General features: G+C 43.6%; 20 protein-coding genes and 1 pseudogene. 7 read left to right on the plus strand and 14 right to left on the minus strand.

What is annotated here, in order from left to right; all coding sequences use genetic code 11:
* Positions 1–93: 93 nt before the first annotated feature.
* Positions 94–1,503 (plus strand): glycolate oxidase subunit GlcD, encoded by a 1,410-nt coding sequence (glcD, locus tag GFC30_RS04050; RefSeq protein WP_066323016.1) that lies wholly within the window; start codon positions 94–96, stop codon positions 1,501–1,503.
* Entirely contained in the window at positions 1,500–2,876 is a 1,377-nt protein-coding gene (locus GFC30_RS04055; RefSeq protein WP_066323017.1) for a (Fe-S)-binding protein, read from the plus strand. Before glcD ends, GFC30_RS04055 begins: the two co-directional genes overlap by 4 nt.
* A 116-nt stretch (positions 2,877–2,992) precedes the next feature.
* Here the strand turns inward: GFC30_RS04055 and GFC30_RS04060 are convergent, their stop codons facing one another.
* Complete coding sequence (locus tag GFC30_RS04060) at positions 2,993–3,442, minus strand: C40 family peptidase (protein WP_066323018.1); 450 nt, start codon at positions 3,440–3,442, stop codon at positions 2,993–2,995.
* 314 nt (positions 3,443–3,756) lie between these two features.
* Here GFC30_RS04060 and GFC30_RS04065 point away from each other — a divergent pair, with 314 nt between their 5' ends.
* The 3 genes from GFC30_RS04065 to GFC30_RS04075 all read left to right on the plus strand — a co-directional run bounded on the left by GFC30_RS04065 (position 3,757) and on the right by GFC30_RS04075 (position 7,420).
* Positions 3,757–6,255, plus strand: a complete 2,499-nt coding sequence (locus GFC30_RS04065; protein ID WP_084256185.1) for a putative bifunctional diguanylate cyclase/phosphodiesterase — start codon at positions 3,757–3,759, stop codon at positions 6,253–6,255.
* The gene (locus tag GFC30_RS04070) at positions 6,227–6,598 is read left to right on the plus strand and encodes a DnaJ family domain-containing protein (protein WP_066323019.1); all 372 of its coding nucleotides are present in this window, start codon (positions 6,227–6,229) and stop codon (positions 6,596–6,598) included. The genes GFC30_RS04065 and GFC30_RS04070 overlap by 29 nt, the downstream gene beginning before the upstream one ends.
* Positions 6,599–6,802: 204 nt before the next feature.
* On the plus strand, positions 6,803–7,420 hold the full coding sequence (locus tag GFC30_RS04075) for an NAD(P)-binding protein (RefSeq protein ID WP_066323020.1): 618 nt from the start codon (positions 6,803–6,805) through the stop codon (positions 7,418–7,420).
* An 8-nt stretch (positions 7,421–7,428) separates the two neighbouring features.
* Here GFC30_RS04075 and bshB2 read toward each other — a convergent pair whose 3' ends face one another.
* Together bshB2 and GFC30_RS04085 are read right to left on the minus strand one after the other, a co-directional pair.
* A complete protein-coding gene (gene bshB2 / locus GFC30_RS04080) occupies positions 7,429–8,076 on the minus strand; it encodes a bacillithiol biosynthesis deacetylase BshB2 (protein ID WP_066323021.1) in 648 nt (215 codons plus the stop codon).
* Between the two features lie 13 nt (positions 8,077–8,089).
* The gene (locus tag GFC30_RS04085) at positions 8,090–8,434 is read right to left on the minus strand and encodes a YojF family protein (RefSeq protein WP_066323022.1); all 345 of its coding nucleotides are present in this window, start codon (positions 8,432–8,434) and stop codon (positions 8,090–8,092) included.
* 145 nt (positions 8,435–8,579) lie between these two features.
* On the opposite strand from GFC30_RS04085, the gene GFC30_RS04090 reads away from it, so the two are divergent.
* Positions 8,580–9,329 carry an arginase family protein gene (locus tag GFC30_RS04090; protein ID WP_066323023.1) on the plus strand — a complete coding sequence of 250 codons (750 nt, stop codon included), beginning with the start codon at positions 8,580–8,582 and terminating at the stop codon, positions 9,327–9,329.
* A 36-nt stretch (positions 9,330–9,365) separates the two neighbouring features.
* Here GFC30_RS04090 and GFC30_RS04095 read toward each other — a convergent pair whose 3' ends face one another.
* The 11 genes and pseudogenes from GFC30_RS04095 to GFC30_RS04140 form a co-directional block, all read right to left on the minus strand.
* The gene (locus tag GFC30_RS04095) at positions 9,366–9,638 is read right to left on the minus strand and encodes an acylphosphatase (protein WP_066323024.1); all 273 of its coding nucleotides are present in this window, start codon (positions 9,636–9,638) and stop codon (positions 9,366–9,368) included.
* 81 nt (positions 9,639–9,719) lie between these two features.
* Positions 9,720–10,460, minus strand: coding sequence for a sirohydrochlorin chelatase (locus tag GFC30_RS04100; protein ID WP_066323025.1), 741 nt, complete (start codon positions 10,458–10,460; stop codon positions 9,720–9,722).
* A gap of 95 nt (positions 10,461–10,555) precedes the next feature.
* Positions 10,556–11,350, minus strand: a complete 795-nt coding sequence (gene cobA, locus GFC30_RS04105) for a uroporphyrinogen-III C-methyltransferase (protein ID WP_066323026.1) — start codon at positions 11,348–11,350, stop codon at positions 10,556–10,558.
* 640 nt (positions 11,351–11,990) lie between these two features.
* Positions 11,991–13,163, minus strand: a complete 1,173-nt coding sequence (locus GFC30_RS04110) for an ISL3 family transposase (protein WP_066322967.1) — start codon at positions 13,161–13,163, stop codon at positions 11,991–11,993.
* 166 nt (positions 13,164–13,329) lie between these two features.
* Complete coding sequence (cysC, locus tag GFC30_RS04115; protein ID WP_066323027.1) at positions 13,330–13,932, minus strand: adenylyl-sulfate kinase; 603 nt, start codon at positions 13,930–13,932, stop codon at positions 13,330–13,332.
* Between the two features lie 13 nt (positions 13,933–13,945).
* Positions 13,946–15,103: a sulfate adenylyltransferase gene (gene sat / locus GFC30_RS04120; RefSeq protein WP_066323028.1), complete on the minus strand. Its 1,158-nt coding sequence runs from the start codon at positions 15,101–15,103 to the stop codon at positions 13,946–13,948.
* 51 nt (positions 15,104–15,154) lie between these two features.
* A complete protein-coding gene (locus GFC30_RS04125; protein ID WP_066323029.1) occupies positions 15,155–16,225 on the minus strand; it encodes a sulfate permease in 1,071 nt (356 codons plus the stop codon).
* A 14-nt stretch (positions 16,226–16,239) separates the two neighbouring features.
* A complete protein-coding gene (locus tag GFC30_RS04130; protein ID WP_066323030.1) occupies positions 16,240–16,944 on the minus strand; it encodes a phosphoadenylyl-sulfate reductase in 705 nt (234 codons plus the stop codon).
* A gap of 236 nt (positions 16,945–17,180) precedes the next feature.
* Complete coding sequence (locus tag GFC30_RS17575) at positions 17,181–17,720, minus strand: peptidoglycan-binding domain-containing protein (protein ID WP_338012314.1); 540 nt, start codon at positions 17,718–17,720, stop codon at positions 17,181–17,183.
* 9 nt (positions 17,721–17,729) lie between these two features.
* Positions 17,730–18,230, minus strand: a pseudogene (locus GFC30_RS17450) (peptidoglycan recognition protein family protein); the annotation flags it as partial.
* 126 nt (positions 18,231–18,356) lie between these two features.
* Positions 18,357–18,581: a DUF1128 domain-containing protein gene (locus GFC30_RS04140; protein WP_066323032.1), complete on the minus strand. Its 225-nt coding sequence runs from the start codon at positions 18,579–18,581 to the stop codon at positions 18,357–18,359.
* Positions 18,582–18,683: 102 nt separating this feature from the next.
* On the opposite strand from GFC30_RS04140, the gene GFC30_RS04145 reads away from it, so the two are divergent.
* The gene (locus GFC30_RS04145) at positions 18,684–19,154 is read left to right on the plus strand and encodes a low molecular weight protein-tyrosine-phosphatase (protein WP_066323033.1); all 471 of its coding nucleotides are present in this window, start codon (positions 18,684–18,686) and stop codon (positions 19,152–19,154) included.
* Positions 19,155–19,157: the final 3 nt, after the last annotated feature.

Below are 19,157 nucleotides of genomic sequence, written 5' to 3' on the forward strand. Positions count from 1 at the left end.
TGGAAGGGACGTTCGGACGCAAAGAAATATTTCTATTTCTTTGCGCCGCAAGTCCCTTTTCTTCCGTGAGATAGAAAAGAAAGGATGAGAAAGATGGTTTCCGACAGCGTAAAACAACAGCTCATCGCAATTGTTGGTCATGATAATTATGATGATTCTAAAGCAGGAAGGCTTGTTTATTCCTATGATGCTACGCCGCAATTTCAGTCGTTGCCGGATGCGGTCATCGCGCCAAGAAATACAAGGGAAGTGGCGGAAATTGTGAGAATTTGCAATGAACATCGCCTCCCAATCGTTCCGCGTGGCTCAGGGACAAACCTTTGCGCGGGCACATGCCCAGTTAAAGGTGGCATTGTTCTTTTATTTAAACATATGAACAACATTTTAGAAATCGATGAAGAAAATTTAACCGTAACCGTTCAGCCCGGGGTCATTACGCTTGATCTGATCAAAGCGGTAGAAGCGAAAGGGCTATTTTACCCTCCCGATCCGAGTTCGATGAAAATATCGACGATCGGTGGAAATATCAATGAAAATTCTGGCGGGTTGCGCGGCTTGAAATACGGGGTGACCCGGGACTATGTGTTGGCGCTTGAAGTAGTGCTGGCAAACGGCGAAATCATTCGAACGGGCGGGAAATTAGCGAAAGACGTTGCCGGTTACGATTTCACTCGTTTGTTTGTCGGTTCAGAAGGAACATTGGGGGTTATAACAGAGGCGACGTTAAAACTTATTCCGATGCCGGAGACGAAAAAAACAGCGCTTGCGTTGTATGAGGATTTAGAAGCAGCCGCTCGTTCTGTTTCGAAAATTATCGCCAACAAAATCATCCCAGCAACATTAGAGTTTTTAGACAAGCCGACGTTAGAGGTCGTGGAAGACTATGCTCGCATCGGGTTGCCGACCGACGTGAACGCCGTTTTATTAATGGAACAAGATGGACCGCCGGAAGTAGTAGAACGTGATATGAAGCGAATGGTAGAAATTTGCGAAGAAGAAAAGGCAATCGTTCAAATCGCTCGTTCCGAAGCGGAAGCCGATGCGCTTCGCACTGCTCGCCGGTCAGCGTTATCCGCCTTAGCACGGCTGAAGCCGACAACGATTTTAGAAGATGCGACAGTGCCGCGTTCAGAACTGGCGAAAATGGTCAAAGCAATTAATGAAATCGCGCAAAAATATGACGTGAAAATTTGTACGTTTGGGCACGCAGGAGATGGCAATCTTCATCCGACATGTCCGACCGACGCGCGTGATCGGGAGGAAATGGAGCGGGTGGAAAAAGCGTTCGAAGAAATTTTTGCAAAAGCAATTGAACTTGGCGGCACGATCACAGGCGAGCATGGCGTTGGGGCAATGAAGGCACCGTATTTGGAATGGAAGTTGGGCAAAGCAGGGATTGAGGCGATGAAAGCGGTAAAACAAGCGCTTGACCCAAACGGCATTATGAATCCGGGGAAAATATTCGCAAAAAATGAACGAAAACGCGTGGTGGTGACGAGATGACGACAACAAAAGAACGGACAGCGATGCAACGACAATTTCAAACGAACATGGATGAAGACGAACTAATGAACTGTATGCGTTGTGGATTTTGCTTGCCAACATGCCCAACATACATCGAATCAGGCTTTCAAGAATCGCATTCCCCGCGCGGTCGCATTGCGCTAATGAAGGCGGTGGTCGATGGGGTTATTGAGCCGGATGATGATGTAGAGCAGTCGCTTGCAATGTGCCTTGGTTGCCGAGCATGTGAGCCAGTATGTCCTTCTGGCGTCCGCTATGGACATTTACTGGAAGAAGCGCGCAGCATTATTGCCCAACATAAACAATATCCGTTCGTTGTGCGTGTGCTCCGTAACGTAGTGTTTCAGTGGCTATTTCCACATCCACGACGCTTGCGCTTGGTGACAGCGTTGCTCGGTTTTTATCAGCGGTCAGGTTTGCAGGAAATGGTTCAAAGTCTTGGTTTTTTTAAGTTGTTTCCACCACATTTGGCTATGATGGAACGAGTATTGCCAAAAGTGCCGGCATGGAAAGAAATGAATAACCGCCCAAATCAGCTTGCGCCGAAAGGAAGAAAAAAGAGACGAGTGGCGTTTTTTACCGGCTGTTTAATGGATACGATGTTTATGAACATAAACGATGCGACAATGAAACTATTACAATTAGCAGGATGCGAAATCGTCATTCCATCTCACCAAGTGTGTTGCGGGGCACTGCATGGACATGGCGGAGAAAAAGCACAAGCAAAAGAATTGGCAAAGCGAAATATCGAAGCATTTGAGCGGTTAGATGTCGATTACATCGTCACGAACGCAGGTGGATGCGGTGCGTTTTTAATTGAATACGACCATTTGTTGGAAGATGATAGCGAATGGAACGAACGAGCGAAAACATTCACGAAAAAAATAAAAGACATTTCGGAAGTATTACTAGAATTAGAGTTTTCGAGCATCGGGCTAAAAGTATCTCCACAAATCGTGACGTACCAAGATTCTTGCCATTTGCGTAACGTGATGAAAGTAGCAAGCGCCCCAAGGCAATTGCTGCAAGCGATTGAAGGAGTGGAATTTCGCGAGATGAGAGATGCTGACCGTTGCTGCGGTTCGGCAGGGATTTATAACATTGTGCAGCCAGATATGTCGATGCAAATTCTCGATTATAAAATGTCGCAAGCGAAGCAAACGAACGCGACGACTATTGTGACCGCTAATCCAGGCTGTTTGTTGCAAATGAAACTAGGAATTGAGAGAGAAGGATTGGCAGGACGGGTACGTGCAGTGCATATCGTTGAGCTTTTGCTAGAAGCAGCGGAAACAAACAAGTTATTTGTAGCGAACGAGCAGTTGCGAGCAACTACGCGCAAAACATCGTAAAAAATTTTTCTTTTGTATGTATAAAAATAAAAGGAACGGGCATAATGATGGCTAGGTATTCCCCCGATCCCCTGTGAAATAAATGAGCCCTCCGCAATGCGGAGGGTACTTTTTATTTATACAACACGCTTTGCTCCAATAAATTTAGAGCTCCAGTAAGCGCTGTTTAAGTTATCAATGGTGACACCTTTTGATGTAGCATGGATGATTAGGTTATTACCAATATAGATGGCGACATGGGAAGCGCCTTTTTTGTATGTACTGAAAAAGACTAAATCCCCTGGACGTAAATGAGATTTATGTACAGATGATCCCCGTTGAAACATTAACGTGGAAGAACGAGGAAGCGTTTTTCCGATTCTTTTATGTGTATAATAAACGAACCCAGAGCAGTCAAATCCGCTAGGTGAAGTGCCGCCAAATTTATACGGTGTCCCGATAAATTTTTTTGCTTCTGTGATAATCCGTTGTGGGTTTATCGCTGCTTCTGCTTTGAAAACGTTAACAAAAAGAGAGCTAAATAGGAGTACGAATGATAAAAGAGTGATAGTAGCTGTTTTTCTCATTTTCTTTAAACCTCCAACGCCGAGTTCCCGTTTCCCTTCTCACAAGGTTTAGTATAGCAAAAATATTGTCGAAATGTTGTTACAGTTGAATTAAATAATATTACAACGACGTTACAAAAAATAGCGATAAGATATTAGGATCAAGTACTAAAAACGATGGTTTTCGATAAAATTGACATGATTTTTCGACAAAAAATAAAGTATAATAAAGAAGAATATGTCGTAAGATGTCGAAAAAATAGGACAGATGATAGGAGAAGTCTAGCATTTCCTCGTTTATAATAGTAATAAAAATTCATGGTGAGAGAGAACTTATGCTACCGAACGCGATGGAATATATATTGTTTCTGTTTTTTATCCTCCTCATGGTGACATTTGTACAGCGGCAAATGAACCGGCTAATCCAAAAGAAATTACACGTATCGATGTTTCAAATTGCGCAGCGATTGACGAGCGTTTTTTATATGTTTATTTTTTTTCTTTTAATTGTTGGTTTTTGGTATGTTCAACATTTACAGAAACTAGAACAAAAACAATATGAACAATTTGCTAAACATTTTACCTCTGTACTTGCTTCGCAATTATTACAGATGGATCATCTATTGCTCAATGAAAAGACGAGTGAAAAAAACGAAACCTATGTTCGTATTTTACAAATGATGACTCGCTGGCAACATGAACATCGTGAAATACTAAGCATTTACACAATAAAAAAGCGAGCAGACGGAAAAAACTATTTTGTGGTTGCACCAGAAACGGACTATAACCATAACGGAAAAATTGATGAAAAAAAGGAACAACACGTGCCTATTGGGACATTGTATAGCGAACGTATTCCCGAGTTAGAGAGGGCATTTCAAGGAAAATTCAGCATGCAAAAGGAACCGACGAGTGATGCATGGGGGGAAAGTGTTAGCGCCTTTTACCCGATCATGGATACAAACGGACGTGTCGATGGTGTACTTGGTGTCGATTTTGATGCTAATGAATATAACGAACGAATGGAAAACGAACGCAATAAAGGAATTGCACTAACTTTCCTTGTATTTCTTATTAGCTATATTTTGTATTTACTACTTGTGTATATTAGACTAGAAAAACTAGTATTTAAAAAATATCGTGAAGAATTGGAAGTTAGCCAGCAACAGTTTAAACTACTATCTGAAGTATCAATGGAAGGAATTATTATTCATTCACAAGGAGTGGTACTAGAAGTAAACGAAGCAGCTTGCCGGCTATTTGGTTATTCGGCGGATGAAATGGTGCACATGCCAATTAAAGAGTTAGTAGCACCGGCTTCCTTACAAGATTTAAAGCGAACGATAGATGAAGAGGATACGTATGAAATGTATTTGCGAAAAAAGGACGGTTCTGTTTTTCCGGCAGAAATTATTCGGCGCGAATACGAGTATGGGGGAAAAAAGGTAAGCGTAACTGCCGTTCGTGATATTACGGAACGAAAAAAGCAGGAAGAAACGATGCATTATATCGCTTTTCACGACGATTTAACGGGGCTTCCGAACAAAGAGTTGCTGTATCGGGTGCTGACAGAGCACATGGAGATGGCACGGACGAAACATGAAAAAGTAGCGGTACTATTTATTGAAATGAAAGGATTAAAGATTGTTAACGATTTATACGGTTATTCGATTGGTGATCAAGTACTATTGGCAACAGCAACGCAAATTCGCAAGGTTATTGGCGAAGAAGGTGTACTAGGTCGCTGGGGCGGGAATGAGTTTGTTTTGGTACTGTCAAATATGGAAAAAGAAGAGCAAGTAAAAGAATTAGCTTATCAACTAATGGAGGGGATGGAAGAACCGCTTATCGTGAATGGCCAAGAGTTTTTTATGACTTTAAAAATAGGCATCAGTCTTTATCCAAAAGACGGCACCGACAGCAAGACGTTAATTCGCAAAGCCGATATTGCACGGCACGAATTGTCGAAAAAGGCGATTAGCCAGTTCCGCTTTTTTGAAAAACAGATGAACCGAACAATCCATGAAAAAATGCAAATGGAGAGGGAACTGCGGAAGGCGCTCGAGTTAGAAGAATTTGAAGTGTATTACCAACCGCAAATACAGTTACAGACTGGAAAAATTGTTGGAATGGAAGCACTTATTCGCTGGAACCATCCAGAGAAAGGGATGATTCCGCCCAATAAATTTATTCCGATTGCGGAAGAAACGGGGCTCATTATCCCAATTAATGAATGGGTAATGGAAACAGCTTGTCGGCAAACGGAAGAATTATTAGCCCAATACCCGCATCTAACTGTTTCGGTGAATTTATCGCCATATGAGTTTGAGAGCAGGCGGCTTGTGCAAAAAATACTGAAAGTACTAGAAAAGACGAAATTGCCGTCGCACTGTCTGGACGTCGAAATTACGGAACGAATGACGATGGATACAGAAAAAGCGATTCCAATTTTAAAACGGCTAAAGTCGATTGGGATAACGATTAGTATCGATGATTTTGGCACAGGGTATAGTTCGTTAAGCTATTTAAAAAAATTGCCGATTGACCGGTTGAAAATCGACCGTTCATTTGTGCAAAATATACATGAAAAAGAGGCGATTTTGCCAACGATTATTTCATTAGGGCATAATATTGGCGTAAAAGTATTAGCAGAAGGAGTAGAAACAGAGCAAGAAGCCGCGTATTTAATAGAAAATCAATGCGATGAAGCACAAGGATATTATTATGCGAGACCGCTCCCGTATCGTGAGTTAACAGCATTTTTCGCGCAACACACGACCAAGAGGAGCGAAGGGATGGATAACAATGGATATCATTTGGAAAATAGCGGATGAAAAAATTCGCGAAGCGATAAAAGCCGGCGCGTTTAACGCTTTGCCCGGATTTGGAAAACCAATGGATATTGATGATTTGTCGCACATCCCCGAAGAATTGCGCATCGGCTATTTAATGTTAAAAAATGCTGGATACGTATCGGAAGCTACTGATTTGAAAAAAGAGTTAATGACCATTGAAGATTTGCTTCGCTGTTGTGAAGAGGAGAAAGAAAAAGATCGGTTGACACAGAAATGGAATGAGAAATTGTTGCGGTTGAAGGCGGTGATGAGAAATCGCATCACAAGTAATTCGCTTGCATTAAGAGAGTACCAGCAACGAATTGACGAGAAATTTCGTTAAAGGCTTACTGAGATGCGCAGTAAGCCTTTTTTGAAAGATAGGAGTATAAAATTTTGCAATTGGGCAGAGAGCTGTCTAGTTCTAAGCACCATCGGTGTGATGCGATTCGCCCCTCCTTTCGGCGGCTAAGCCTCCTCGGTGGGGATTGTGCGCTCTTCGCCGATAGGCGGGCGCTTTGCGCTTTTCCTAAAAGGGGGAAGGAAAATGTATCCTGTGATGCTACAGATCGCGAATAAGCCGGTAGTCGTCGTTGGCGGTGGGGACGTAGCGGAACGAAAAGTGGTGGGGTTATTAGAGGCGAATGCTGCTGTTACGGTCGTTTCGCCGGCTGTGACGAAGGCGCTAAAGGAATTGGCGGAGAATGGAAAGATTCACTGGAAGGAAAAATTGTTTTCCGCTGATGACATAGATGGAGCGTTTCTTGTTATTGCGGCAACGAATGACCGTCACGTCAATGAAACGGTGGCGCAAGTAGCGAAACCGCACCAACTCATCAATATTGTCGATGACCCTGAGCGCTCGAATTTTCATGTGCCGTCCGTTGTTCGTCGTGGGAAGCTGACGATTTCCGTGTCCACCAATGGCGCAAGTCCAACACTTGCCAAACAAATTCGCAATGAGATTGCGAATATATACGATGAAGAATATGAACGGTACGTCGATTTTTTATTAGCGTGCCGTCGCTATATTTTACAGCATATTGATGACGCAAGCATAAGACGGTCGATATTTCAGACGATTGCGACTGAATCATTTCGGAAAAACGGCACTTGGGAAGAACAATTGAGGGAGCTCATTGCTCGATACAAAAAGCAGCCATGATGGCTGCTTTACCATTTAAAAGTCCAGAACCGTTCTGTTTTAAAACGTGTGATGGCATCGCCTCCATATTTGGTTGCTGCCTTCATCAGCCCTTCCGTTTGAGAGCGATGCGCCTGGATGGCGGCAATTTTTTTGTCAATGACCGCACTTACGTCACGGACGATGTTTGGTTTGCCAATTTCTTTTTCACAGTTTTTCGCAAACGCCACGCAATGGACAACGGGGCGTTTTTCTTTTGGCATTCGCTCGACCGCGCGGATGACGGCTGCTCCGCATGCGTCGTGGTCGGGATGGACGCTATAGCCAGGATAGAACGTAATAATAAGCGATGGATTCGTTTCAGCGATGATAGCACTAATGCGGTCGGTAAGTAATTCTTCGTCCTCAAACTCGACCGTTTTATCGCGAAATCCTAGCAAGCGCAAATCGTGAATGCCGATGACCCGGCAAGCGTCTTCTAATTCTTTTTTCCGGATGGACGGTAGCGTTTCCCGATTGGCGAATGGTGGAATCCCCATATTGCGTCCCATTTCCCCAAGCGTCAAGCATGCATACGTAATTGGAACACCTTGTTCGGCAAACATTGCTAACGTCCCCGAAACACCAAATGATTCATCGTCTGGATGAGGAAATACGACGAGAATATGTCTTTCCATATTATCCCTCCTTTTAAAACGGCTCATAGCTTAGCTGTAAAGCAACAGCTAATTTTCCTTCATAATCATGTCCGGCTAATAGCAGCTGTTCTGTGTCGGTCACTTCCCAATCGGTTAATCCTTCCGCGTATACCCAGCCAAAGTCCAATTTCAATCCGACACGGTAAGGCCCTTTGCCGGCGATTTTGGCACGGCTGAAACGGATGCGGCCATTGCGAATGTATGCCCCCGCAGCAAAAAACCCTTCATTATGGTGAGACGCATAAGCGCCATTGGTCGTTTCTAAATGCAAATAGACATCTTGATTGGTGAAACGGTTTAGTGCTTTTTGTACTTCCTCCATATGAATCGGCTGCACCAAAACCCCTCCCTTATCGTTTTTCCTTATTGTACATGAAAACGAGGAAGAAAAGGAAATATTTCGTTTAACGAATTTTTTAGTATAATAGAAATAGCCGATTGTTTGAAAACTTGCACCGAAACGAAAAAAGAGGTGAGAAACGATGCGTTTTCAAGGTGTAACGTTTTTAAACATCGATGGCACATACGCTCCACAGCAGCGGCTTCTTCAATTGCCGCACGAATGGATTGACGCGACCGATATAACAGAGACAAATTTGTATTGCGAACAGAAATCGCTAGCGGAAATAGAAGAACGCCTTTCGGAACGCCGTTTTCACGGAATGACGTTTATTGGGAGCGGCAATTATCATTATGTATCATACTTGTTGATGAAACATATTCAAGAGCCGTTTACGCTTGTGTTATTTGATCATCATACTGATATCGGTACTAACGAAGATGCGGTAATTTCTTGTGGCTCGTGGGTTTCTCACGCGCTAACAATTCGTGCGCTAGATAAAGTAATCATTGTCGGACCGTCTGGACGGTTGCCTTCTTTTCCTAACAACATCACGATTTTTCCAACATTGCCTTCTCCGAAATTTCTTTTCTCACATATTCAAACAAAGTACGTATACATTAGCATTGATAAAGATGTTCTTTGTCGTGAAGATGCAGTGACGAACTGGGAGCAAGGGACGATGTCTCTGTTGTTTTTGCTGCGTTGTTTACAAATGCTTTTGATGCATAAACAAGTTGTAGGAGTGGACGTATGCGGAGAATATCCGCAAGCCGCAGTTGACTTGTTCCATCCACTTCATCGGGAAGCGAATCGAAAAAATGAACATGCCAACCTTTGTATTGCGGAAACGTATTTGCACTATATGTTGAATCATCCACGGTTAGCTTAGGAAAAAACGCCCGGTTGAATCACACCGAGCGTTTTTTTAATAAATAATGCGGAATGTTTTTTCGTTTGGAAGCGGTGGTATGTACTCCGTTTCCACATTTGTGACGCGCGCGAACGGGGAACCTTGCTCAATTTTGTCGAGAAACATTTGCAGTCGTTCATCCGTTCCTTGCACTTCCAATTCCACCGTTCCATCGTCTTTGTTTTTTACCCAGCCGGTTAGGGCCCATTTGAGCGCTTCCCCTTGTGCATAGTAGCGAAAGCCAACGCCTTGCACGCGACCGTGGACAACAACATGTAACCGTCGCATTGCAACCCCTCCTCATCTTCCTATTCTCCATGATACAACAAGATAGGGTGCTTTGCCTATTCAAAACAAAATAGATAGTGGTCAGCTTTTTTGCAAAGAGAGTTGCTGCGTTATTTTTTCTCGTACAAGTTCTTCGAGAAGTGGATGATACCCGAGGTAGTGGCATAATATCCATCGTTTGCTCGTTTGAGGAAGCATTTGCATCATTGCTTCTATTTTTTTCATGAGTACGCCAGTAAAAAGCAAATACGGGACGATGAAAATCGTTTCATAAGAAGAATGGTTTAGTTGTTGTAAGCTGTCGGTAATGGACGGCTTAGCGCTAGCAAGAAAGCAAACCTCTACAGCGGAAATGTTCCGTTGTTGCAATTTCCTTGCGATTGCTTCCATGTCCTGCTTCGTATCAACATCGCTACTTCCACGGCCGACGAGCAATACGACTGACCGTTCATTGATAGGAATGGCTTGTTCTAAAATTCGCTCGATAATAATATTAATCATATTGTCGTGGACGCCAAATGGTTCGCTCACAGAAAATGTGAGGTACGGGTGGCGTTGTTTTGCACGTTGGATGGCGGCAGGAATGTCTTGTTTTGCATGTCCTGCCGCAAGCAATAATATCGGAATGATGATAATGGATGTAGCACCTTTTTGTACGCAACGGTCGATGCTTGTTTCAATTGTTGGCTCTCCATGTTCAAGAAAAGCAATTTCTTGAATCGGACAAGCAGTTTTTTGCTTGCATCGCTCGATAAATAGGGCGGCTTCTTCGCGTGCTTTCGCTACGCGGCTGCCGTGGCAAATATATAAAATAGCTTGCATACTATCCTCCTCATGAAATTTGGGCAAGTTTCGCTTGTATACGTATCCATTCAATCGTTGAAGGGATAACACATGAGCTAGTCAACACGGGTCATTCAAGCCCACGACTTTAGTCGCGGGGTAGTTGACAATGCTTCTGTTGCTAGCGACGATAGTTGCTCAAACCAATGAATGCGATGACGAAGTGCGACAACTTCACCAATAATAATGATGCTTGGGTTTTCTAACTTATTTTGCTGGACGGCTTCGACAATCGTTTCTAGCGTTGCAGTCACCGTACGCTGTTCAGACAATGTCCCCCATTGAATGACTGCTACTGGAGTAGACGGTGGCTTTCCGTGTTTGATGAGTTGGTCGCGAATGTATGGCAAGTTGCTCATGCCCATATAAATAACGATTGTATCGATGCCTTTTGCAAGGCTTTCCCATCTTTCTTCATTGCTTCCGTCTTGTCGATGCCCTGTAATAAAAGCAACGTTTGCACTGAACTGGCGATGGGTGACAGGGATACCGGCGTAAGCGGCCGCCGCAATGCCTGCTGTAATGCCGGGAACGATTTCAAACTCGATGCCGTGCTTCCCAAGCGTTTCGGCTTCTTCGCCGCCTCTGCCGAAAACGAACGGGTCGCCACCTTTTAATCGTACCACGATTTTCCCTTTTTTCGCATGGTGAACGAGAAAATGGTTAATCGTTTCTTGTTGCATCGTATGGTATCCCGGCAGTTTGCCGCAAAAAACAAGTTCCGCCTCCTTTTTCGCAAACGTCAATAGCTGTTCATTCACGAGGCGATCATATAAAATAACGTCTGCCTGTTGAATGCATGTTAAGCCTTTCACAGTAATCAATTCTGGATCACCGGGACCTGCTCCGACTAAATATACTTTGCCCATTTTCGTTCCGCCCTTTCTTTTCTATACAAGTTGCACTAAAGAATTTCCCGTTTTTCGTTTCCGCTTTCCTCTCAATACGAGTTGATGTAGTATAATATGGAAAATAATCAACTGAATGTAACACAAAAATTCAACGTATATACGAGTGATTTTGTTAATTGACAAGTTAATATATGTCGGGAAATTGACGTGTCAAAAGACACGCCTTGTCCGAAGCCGATTCATCTCATGACTGAAGTCGCCAGTGTTCTCGGCTAATTCATAAAAAATTTATAGGTATAAAGAAGCAACCCGACGTGCAGGTTGCCTTTTGTTTACATTATCATAACGAGTTTTTTTGCCTACATCAACGAATGTGTTAAAAACGTCAACAAACAACAGGCGTGTTGATTAACCATTAAAAACCAGTTGATTTCTCCTTATTCCTAGCTTTTCTGCCGTAGTTCGGCAAGGGGTTTGCTTGCCGACTGGGAGTATTAGCATGCCCTCCTCGAACAATGAATGCTTTGCGGACAAATCACATTTGCCCGCCGGCGTTCTTGTTCGAGAGAAGAGGCAGAAAGGCTTGTGTTCATCTACATAATTCTGTGCTTTTGGTAAAATAATGGTTCATCACCAAAAGATGTACTTGCCCCTGCCATTAAAGTATGTTAGCTGTTTCTAACCGAACCCGCAATGCAAAACGTTGGATATTTCTGTATCCGTATCCTCGACGTTTAATCAGCTTGATCTTGTTATTCGTTCCCTCCATTTTCCCATTCGAATAAGGCGATAAAATGCACGATATGATTTCGTCTGTTCGTTTGACGAGTGATTTTGCGATGGCACGCACAACCGAACAAGGACAAAACGAATACCGATGAATCCAAGCCTCCAAACGTCGTTTCGCCTGTTGCACGTCTTTGCTTTTGGACACATAGCGAAAATGTTGGAGCGATTGGTAGACAGACTTTAAGTAATCGCTTTCATTACACCATTCTCGTACAATTTGACGTTCTTCCTCTATAAGCTTCTCTGGACATTGGCTCAATAAACGACAAACGTAACGAACATTTCCATGTTTCTTGCCTCCTTTGTCTAAATATTTGCGACAACGCTCTAAAGCATCTGTAAACAGCTGAATGACATGGAAATAATCGACCACATGTGTCGCCTCTGGGCAAATCCCTTGAATCGCTTTTTTCATCGCTGGAGCCAAATCGCTCACGACATACTGAACAGAACCAGACACATGAGCCAACGCACGTCCAATGGCTTCCTCGTTCTTTCCTGCTTCAATGGCATACACTTCTCCCGTTTCGGCATCCATGATCGCCACTCCGTAGTCATGCCCTTTTCGAAAAGCAAACTCATCGACACAAACCGCCTTTGGTTGGATTTCATTCGATAGGAAGGAAGGGGCATGAGTATAAAACCAACGTTCAACGGTCGTGTAAGGAAGCTTGAGCATACGAGCCACTGCCTGAATGGATGTTCCGATGCAAGATTGCGCGACCCATTGCTGAAAAGCATCCGTCGCCACACTTCGAGGAGCGATGGCTGGATAAGACGTGCTGAATGTCATGCCACACGTACCACAACGTCTGCGCTCTACAGGAAGTTCAATCCAAAAAATTCCGATTCGCTGAGCATAGCCATGCATCCATTGCTTCTTTTTGCATGTCATTTTGATCGTGCGCTTCAAGCAGACAGGACATAACGGGCATTGTTCGGGCAGAGAAAGTTCGAAAATCCAACGTTCTTCTTCTTTTCGTACCTTTTGAATCAAAACATCTGGTAAATCGATGAGTTCTTTGATAAACTGAGAGTACATGCGAATTTTCCTCCAATGGTTTGGTTTGGTCACCTTTACCATACAGGAAAATTCGCATTTTTTGTACCCTCTATTTTCTCTATGCACACCTATCTTAAATGATCAAGTACAACTTGTGGTGAAGAGCCAAAATAATGGATAATAAACACTCGTGAACAAACAAAAACTAATGTGCGATGTGAATGAATTGCTGATGCTGCAAATAAGCGATGACTTGTTCCACGCATTGCTCGAGCGAATGGTGGTGCGTTTCAATCGTCAACTCTGGCGAAATCGGTTCTTCATACGGGGAGTCGATACCAGTGAATTCACGAATTTCCCCGTTCAGCGCTTTTTTATATAGTCCTTTCGGATCGCGTTTCTCGCATTCTTCTAATGGACATTTCACATAAATTTCGATAAATTCGTCGTTTGCTAATAGTTGCCGAACGAGCTGGCGGTCACGGGCAAATGGCGAGATAAAAGCGGTTAACACAAATTGTCCGCTGTCGACAAATAGTTTTGCCACTTCCCCAATGCGGCGAATATTTTCTGTTCGGTCTTCCGCGGAAAAGCCTAGATCTTTATTTAAGCCGTGGCGAATGTTATCACCATCTAGTACATAATTTTGTACTCCAAGTTCAAACAACTTTTTGGATACCGCGTTTGCAATCGTTGATTTTCCCGAACCAGATAATCCAGTAAACCATAAAACAGCGCTATGATGACCGTTTTTCAAGCGTCTGTCTTCTTTTGTGATGGCCGTGTGATGCCAAACGATATTTGCCAATAGTCTTCCTCCTTTACTTCGTCGTTGAAACAGCTTCGCGTTGCTGAAGCCCTTTAATGAGTACTTGCACGACTTCTGGGCGGCTGAACGTGCTTGGCGGTACTTCGCCTGCCCGCAACATTTCTCGCACTTTCGTTCCTGACAAGACGACATGGTATTCACGATCGTGTGGGCACGTTTTTGTCGAAGCCATTCCTTCGCATTTTGTGCAATAAAAGCTATGCTCGAAAAAGAGCGGAGTAATGCCAAGCTCTTCTTGTGTAAAATTTAAGAAGATTTTTTGCGCATCATATGTGCCGTAATAGTTTCCGACACCGGCATGGTCGCGGCCGACGATGAAATGCGTGCAGCCAAAATTTTTGCGCACCATTGCATGGAAAATCGCTTCACGCGGACCAGCGTAGCGCATCGCTGCTTGAAAGACACCGAGAAAGACACGGTCTTTCGGATAATAATTTTCGAGCAAAACTTGATAGCTTTCCATGCGGATATCCGCTGGAATGTCATCGTCTTTCGTTTCACCGACGAGCGGGTTTAAAAATAAACCGTCGACAATTTCAAGTGCACATTTTTGAATATATTCATGTGCACGATGGACTGGGTTGCGCGTTTGGAAGCCGACAACGGTATTCCAGCCAAGCTCGGCAAAGCGTTTCCGCGTTTCTGCTGGATCAAAATAAAAAGCAGAAAACCGTCCTTTATCGGTTCGTTTCACGAGCGTAATCGGTCCGCCGATATAAACGGTCGGTTTTTCGAAAAGTTTTTTGACGCCGGGATGGTTGTTGTCATCTGTTTTATATACATGAATTGCTTCTTTTTGTTTATCTGGTACGTAAATGTCTTGAATATCAATGACGCCATAGACGTCGCCGTCGTAAACAAGCTTTACTGTTTCTCCGACAGCTAGTTCGTTTGCTTTTTCTTTACTGACGGCAAGCGTGATTGGAATGCTCCATACCGTTCCATCAGCAAGGCGCATCGTTTCGACGACTGCATCGTAATCCGTTTTCGTTAAAAACCCGGTAAGTGGGCTATAGCCGCCGATGCCAATCAACTCAAGGTCGCTTAGTTCAGCATTGCTCAATTCAATTTCTTTTTCAATGGCATCAACTACATAATCTGGATTCCAGCGATTGATTAACGTTCCTCCGTGTGGGATGCTTACACTCATTTTGTGTTCCTCCTTGTTTAATAAAACTTATAAGATAACTAGGAATTAAGATTAAATACCGCCGCCATTTTCGTGAAGCGACCGTTTTTCTTCGGAGATCGTCTTTTTTAAACTAATGACCCCTATTGTCGCTAAGCAGACGCTAAAGATGGCGATGACAGTGTATAAGTCGCTATCAAGCAATAACTTTACTAAACTATACGAGATAACGAGCGAGAAAATTGGTGAAACGAACCAAACTTTTAATAGTTGGATGACGATTCGTTTTTGCCAAATATAAAATCCTGTTTTGGCGGTGCCAATTCCGATAATGGCTGATGTCGTAATTTGTGTTAGTGGCACAGGAAGCCCGAAAACGGAAGAAATGATAACAAGAATTGCTCCTGTTCCGGAAATGGCGCATCCTTCAAACGGCGAAAAGCGCGTAATTTTTTTTCCGTTTGTTTCGAGTACACGTCTGCCAAGTAATAGCGCGCCCAGAGCAACGAACAATCCTCCAAATATCGTTCCCTTTGTGATGGAAATAAGCCCTGCACCGACAAGTGGTCCGACCGCGTTCGCGACATTGTTCATTCCTGCGGAAAACGCTTCAAAAAAGCCAGCGACAATCAATAGCGCCATAAAGCTTTGTTGCCATTTCCCTTTTTCGACTTGCGGGTATTTGCGCTTTAACGCTAAAAACCATTTGCCGATAATCAATGTCAATGTAAAAGCAATAATTGGAACAACGACCCAAATGGACACGATAAATAATAGTTTCGATACATAAAGCGCCTCGTAAGCAATGCCAACCCCAACGACTGAGCCGACGGTAATTTCGCTTGTCGATAACGGAATTCCCATGATGTTTGCTGCAAATAGTGAAATAGTTGCCGCCGTTAAAATGATAATGACAATTTTGACGGTCAGTATGGAGGAGGGAATAATGCCTGATCCGATCGTTTTCACAACTTCCCCGCCACCAAGGCTGCCGAGGAATACGCCAAGGCCACAAAGAAGGAGGGCGACGTGTTTTCGCTTGATTGCTCCCGCTCCGTAGGCGACACCCATAGCAGCGGCCGCACCGCTTGCGCCGATATTCATCGCGAAAAAGAAGGAGACGAGAAAAGCAATGGTTAACATCTTCATTCTCCTCCCTATGATTCATGCAGGCCGCATTCTGTTTTTCCCCTTCCAGCCCATCTTCCTGAGCGCAAATCGCTCATGTCGAGAGCAGGGGAGGTACATGGTTCACAGCCGATGCTTGGATAGCCGCGGTCGTGCAGTACGTTATATGGCAATTCGTGTTTGTACACATAGTTCCAGACATCTTTCCATGTCCAATGAATAAGGGGGCAAATTTTAATCGATTGAAATTTTTCATCTTTGTTAATATACTCGACATGTTGACGCGTCGGGGATTGTTCACGCCGTAGGCCAGAAATCCAGGCAGTGACCCCTGTTAATACTTCGCGGAGCGGAATAATTTTCCGTAGTTGACAGCACTGGTTCGGGTTGCTTTTCCACAATTCTGCGCTGAATTGCTCGGCTTGCTCGTCGAGCGTGAGGTATGGTTTTTTTATGACAATGCGAAGCGATGGATATTTTTTCTTCACTTTTTCAATCGTTTCATACGTTTCTTGGAAATGAAGATTGGTATCTAAAAAGACGATTTCCGCATCTGGTCTTACTTTGGCGATAAGGTCAATAAGCACAATCCCTTCAATGCCGAAGCTGCAGGCGTAGACAATGTTGTCTTGATAATGATCATATGCCCAGAGCAACACGTCAAGCGCTCCCTTTGTGTCATTGTCGCTTGGAAATGACGGTTTTTCCACATCCCATGTGTGATACGTAAGCAAGATAATCCCCCCTTAATTAGTAATAAAAAAACTTCCCATTTCGGAAAGGCGGAAGACGGGTTTTTTTCCACTTCAAAAACTGTTAGGCGTTAAGTGATAGTTGACTACCATAGTTCTTTCCCTGCTCTTGATAAGTTTGTAATTGACTAAAATTTTAACATAATTCGAACAAAAGTCAATCCTAGTTTTTCGATAGGAATTATTTTTTTAAAAAAAAATCCCCCTTAAGAAAGGGGTTATTTTTTTTGTTCCAATTCCATGCGCATAAACTTTCGTGTATTTGGTCCGTATATTCCGTCGTCTTGCAGTGCGGCGTACATCGATTGGAAACGCCGTACGGCGTCTTCCGTTTGTTCGCCGTATACGCCATCAATTGCTTTCGGGTCAAAGCCGAGGTGTTTTAAGGCACGTTGTAACATTTTCACGTCTTCCCCTTTGTCCCCTCTTTTTAATAGTTTGTTTGGTAATGGGAATGGTTCTTGGCGGAGTTTTTGGTTGACGACTTCCGTTAATTTTCCTAACGTTTCTTGGCCAATGATGCCGTCTACGTGCAAGCTGTATTTTTTTTGAAATGCCATGACGGCATTTTCTGTTTCGTCGCCGAAAGTGCCGTCTGCTCCGTATTTTGGAAGCGGAAAGCCGATGCGGATAAGGTCTTGTTGAATTTCTTTCACAAACATCCCTTTATCTCCGAGCTTGAGCGGCAACCGAACGGTTGTACCTTGTACGACTGGTGTTGCGGGATTGTTTTTATTCGATTGACTAGCAGGTGTCATCGCATCGACGACATCTTGGATAAAACTACCCCATGTCACTCCGTAAAGGCGAAACGCATCGAGCGGGTCGTTTCTTCGCTCGGGATCAAGTGTATGATGGGATACAATGTGCCTTTTCGGATTAAGTCGGAACGTTTTGCAGAGGTAGGCGTGATACCAGACGTACCGTTTATATGCTTCGGAAAAATCAATCGTTCCTCCGTAACAAAGCTCCACCCCGATGGCAGCATCGTTTGCATCCACCCCGAACAGCTGATTGTCGGTAGGCTTGTTGTATAACACGTGCCACGCTTTTTCGTCTAACGGAATGATTTCAAGAATATATTTGTCATCGATAAAGGTATGTGCCGACGAGGATGGTTGTCGTTTGTCAAAATAGTTGCGGTTGGCGTAAGCGGTCGAGCCAGGATTGCCAGTAGAGTGGCTGACAATAAATTTTACTTCTTTCAGTTTTTGACCGGAGCGGGCGTTGCCGATTTGAATATAGTCGCGGGTAATGGCGTATTCCATGTTTGTCCACCTTCCTTATAATATGACTTCGTCATATCATATGTGCAAATCGTTAAATGGTGAAGGACGTTCTACTATGTTATCGCAACGAAAAAGAAAAAAAGAAAGACGGCAGCGCCATCTTTCTCATTTTTTTCGTAAGTTCCCTAACTCTTCCACAATTGCTTGCATTTCGCTCGGGCTGAACGACTGCTTTTTCATGACGAGGTCATAAATGTCTTTTAGTTCTTCGTACAGTTCATCATCGAAATGTGATGGTTTTAAAACAGAGAAGTTTAACACCTTTAGCTTTTCTTTCAGCTGTTCAATCATATATGCGATGTTTTCTGGCGATTTTTTCGATAAGTCCACGTTCGTTCTTCCTTTCCGCTGTTTGTTACCGCCTATTGTACCATAGGGATGCATGTCGGTACATCTTTTGTTTATAATGAAAAGCGAGAGGAGGAATTGGCAATGGTGAAAGTGTTGTTCGTTTGTTTAGGAAATATATGCCGCTCGCCGATGGCAGAGGCAGTGTTTCGTGATCTTGTAAAAAAAGAAGGATTAACGGATAAAATTTCGATTGATTCGGCAGGAACGGGAAATTGGCACATCGGCAAGCCGCCACATCGCGGCACACAGGAAGTTTTACAAAAAAACGCCATCGAGTTTGAAGGGATTCGTGCGAGACAAATTACGGAAGAAGATTTGCGGACGTTTGATTACATTATTGCGATGGATGTGGAGAATCTCGGAAATTTACGCCGGCTAGCGGGATATACGAAAACAGGTTTTATCGGTCGGCTGCTCGATTTTGTTCCAGACAGCGATCTTACCGATGTACCAGATCCGTATTATACAGGCAATTTTGCGGAAGTATATGAATTAGTTCAAAAGGGATGTCGTCATTTGCTTGAGACGATTAAAAAAGAAAAAGGACTATAAAAC

The organism is Anoxybacillus amylolyticus (genome assembly GCF_001634285.1).
GTDB classification, from domain to species: domain Bacteria; phylum Bacillota; class Bacilli; order Bacillales; family Anoxybacillaceae; genus Anoxybacteroides; species Anoxybacteroides amylolyticum.

Coding starts and splice junctions, on each gene's coding strand:
- glcD (WP_066323016.1), top strand. CDS start 94: ATGGTTTCCGACAGCGTAAAACAACAGCTCATCGCAATTGTTGGTCAT.
- GFC30_RS04100 (WP_066323025.1), bottom strand. CDS start 10,460: ATGCAAGCTATTTTATATATTTGCCACGGCAGCCGCGTAGCGAAAGCA.
- cobA (WP_066323026.1), bottom strand. CDS start 11,350: ATGGGCAAAGTATATTTAGTCGGAGCAGGTCCCGGTGATCCAGAATTG.
- GFC30_RS17575 (WP_338012314.1), bottom strand. CDS start 17,720: ATGACACCTGCTAGTCAATCGAATAAAAACAATCCCGCAACACCAGTC.
- GFC30_RS04065 (WP_084256185.1), top strand. CDS start 3,757: ATGCTACCGAACGCGATGGAATATATATTGTTTCTGTTTTTTATCCTC.
- GFC30_RS04095 (WP_066323024.1), bottom strand. CDS start 9,638: ATGCGACGGTTACATGTTGTTGTCCACGGTCGCGTGCAAGGCGTTGGC.
- sat (WP_066323028.1), bottom strand. CDS start 15,103: ATGAGTGTAAGCATCCCACACGGAGGAACGTTAATCAATCGCTGGAAT.
- GFC30_RS04145 (WP_066323033.1), top strand. CDS start 18,684: ATGGTGAAAGTGTTGTTCGTTTGTTTAGGAAATATATGCCGCTCGCCG.
- GFC30_RS04070 (WP_066323019.1), top strand. CDS start 6,227: ATGGATATCATTTGGAAAATAGCGGATGAAAAAATTCGCGAAGCGATA.
- GFC30_RS04060 (WP_066323018.1), bottom strand. CDS start 3,442: ATGAGAAAAACAGCTACTATCACTCTTTTATCATTCGTACTCCTATTT.
- GFC30_RS04125 (WP_066323029.1), bottom strand. CDS start 16,225: ATGTTAACCATTGCTTTTCTCGTCTCCTTCTTTTTCGCGATGAATATC.
- GFC30_RS04075 (WP_066323020.1), top strand. CDS start 6,803: ATGTATCCTGTGATGCTACAGATCGCGAATAAGCCGGTAGTCGTCGTT.
- bshB2 (WP_066323021.1), bottom strand. CDS start 8,076: ATGGAAAGACATATTCTCGTCGTATTTCCTCATCCAGACGATGAATCA.
- GFC30_RS04110 (WP_066322967.1), bottom strand. CDS start 13,163: ATGTACTCTCAGTTTATCAAAGAACTCATCGATTTACCAGATGTTTTG.
- GFC30_RS04055 (WP_066323017.1), top strand. CDS start 1,500: ATGACGACAACAAAAGAACGGACAGCGATGCAACGACAATTTCAAACG.
- GFC30_RS04090 (WP_066323023.1), top strand. CDS start 8,580: ATGCGTTTTCAAGGTGTAACGTTTTTAAACATCGATGGCACATACGCT.